Origin of the sequence: Streptococcus sp., from assembly GCF_019414905.1 — a bacterium.
In the GTDB taxonomy this organism is placed as follows: domain Bacteria; phylum Bacillota; class Bacilli; order Lactobacillales; family Streptococcaceae; genus Streptococcus.
Genome location: NZ_DXLC01000169.1, coordinates 1 through 2,116 on the forward strand (window position 1 = coordinate 1; position 2,116 = coordinate 2,116).

The 2,116-nt window shown below is 44.1% G+C and carries 2 protein-coding genes; both read right to left on the bottom strand.

Translation table 11 applies throughout. The annotated features are described in order from the left end of the window. Positions 1-859: fibronectin-binding SSURE repeat-containing protein (locus QZ359_RS04995; RefSeq protein ID WP_293963529.1), on the bottom strand; the 859-nt coding region annotated here is incomplete at its 3' end. A gap of 115 nt (positions 860-974) precedes the next feature. Further along, a complete protein-coding gene (locus QZ359_RS05000) occupies positions 975-1,991 on the bottom strand; it encodes a glycosyltransferase family 2 protein (protein WP_261022613.1) in 1,017 nt (338 codons plus the stop codon). Positions 1,992-2,116: the final 125 nt, after the last annotated feature.

Below are 2,116 nucleotides of genomic sequence, written 5' to 3' on the forward strand. Positions count from 1 at the left end.
TGCTCAAGTCTGCCTTGCCATCTTTAGCACCGTAAACTTTGATGGTAGCTTTATAGCTTTGTGTACCATTTTGTTTCAAGAGGTCTAGAAGCCCTTTATCTGACTTGCCTTGAGTTCCTGCCAAATCCACTTCGTAGAAGTAGAGACCTTTGCCCAATTTCTCTACTGGTGGAAGGGCGGGGTTTTTAGCTGAACCGTTGTCTGACCATGGAGCCTTGTCTGAGGCTTTCAAAATCAGACGAGTCAACATACCGTCACCAGCGAAGAATTCATACGGAATGACTTGGTTAACACCAGCTGTGAACGGTCCAGGGAAGTTAGCTTTGTCTAGGTAAGTGGCTGGAACATCTACTGTGTCTTTAGTGTTCTCAGCCACGCCCTTTTGCACTTCAGCTGGGGTGGTTGCTGGTTGCGCTTCACTTGCTTCACGGTCTTGTCCAGAAACTGCAGGCGCAGGATTTGTCGCAGGTTTAACCGTATCTTCTGTTTCTTTCTTAGATTCTGGTTTTGCTTGCACTTCTTCTTTTGGCGCTACCACTTGGTCTTTATCAGCTACATTCACTTTTTCTGGAGAGCTTGTAGCATCCAAGCTTGCTTTAGGTGTTGAGTCTGCTTTCTCTGAAGGAAGAGCTGTATCGACTGCTTCTTTGAGAACTTCTACTGGTAAGTCGCTCTTTTCACTCACCGAAGTAGCATCTGGTACGACTTGAGCAGGGGTTGGATTGACCACATCAGCACGTACAGAACTTGGTTGACCAACTAGGACAAAAAATCCACTGGCTACAACAACTGAGGCAACACCGACACTGAGACGGCGAATAGACCAACGAGTATATCTTTGATTTGGATTGAATTTCATAGGATTCTCCTTAGAGTTTTTCTTTATTTGATGACTCTAGTATAATCTCCTAAAATTAAAAAGGATTAAGAAAAAGTTAAAATTTTTCTTAAATCCCTCTTATAAAATACTTATATTAATTAAATCCATAAACAGATTTGGTAATTTGATAGACGACATTGGACAGTTTGCGGGCTGGCAGGACCGAATGTTTGGTCAAACGACTCAACATGGTCTTGCGAATGGCCTGAAAGACCTCTGGATTTTCCTGCTGAATATAGGTCCACAGCTCACGTTTTTTTGCCAGATGCTCCGTTGTTCCAGCTCGGTTGAGCAGGGCACTGGAAATCACCGTCGTGATTTCAATGTGATTCAACAGATATTCTCGCATTTTGGGATGGCTCACTTGGGACAAATCAAGCTGGTCTACCAAGAGTCGATTGACCTTTAGTTGCTGGTCAATACGCTTAATCATCACTTGCTCGTTGACAGACTGGTCCTCACGCCCAATCAGATAACGATAGAAATCGACAGGCAGATAGTACATGGTCTTGACCTGCTGAAGGGGAGTAAAGACAAAAAGATTATCGACATAAAAGGTATGCTCAGGCAGTTGGAACTGGCTCGCTCGCAACAAATCTGTCCGATAAATCAGCGAGTGCATCATGATATACTGACCTTTTGAGAAATTTCCGACCTGATCCCAGCCAAAAATCTGCTGGACAGGCAAAACTGACTCGTAACTCATACTCTTCTTACGAGACTGGCCTTCCTTTTCATAGACAAAATTGGTCACAAAGGCATCCACCTCTTGCCCCTCACTCTCTAGTTCCTGCAAGGTTTCCAAAATTTTCAGGTAAGCACGGGGATCCACCCAGTCATCACTATCAACCACTTTAAAATAACGCCCAGAAGCCTCTGCCAAGCCACGATTGACAGCACCGCCATGGCCCTTATTTTCCTGATAAATGGCTCTAACGATGTTAGGATACTTGTCGGCTAAACGCTCAGCTATTTCCTGAGTTTGATCCTGAGAACCGTCATTGATAATCAAAATCTCAACTTGCTCACCACCAATCACTAGCGACTCCACGCAGTAATGAAGATAGGCAGCGGCATTGTAGCTAGGGATGGCGATAGACAATAACTTCATAATCTACTCCTTTAGGGGACTGATTTTTTCTTATACTCAATGAAAATCTCTTCAAACCGCGTCAACGTCGCCTTGCCGTAGGTATGGTTACTGACTTCGTCAGTTCTATCCACAACCTCAAAACA

Coding starts and splice junctions, on each gene's coding strand:
- QZ359_RS05000 (WP_261022613.1), bottom strand. CDS start 1,991: ATGAAGTTATTGTCTATCGCCATCCCTAGCTACAATGCCGCTGCCTAT.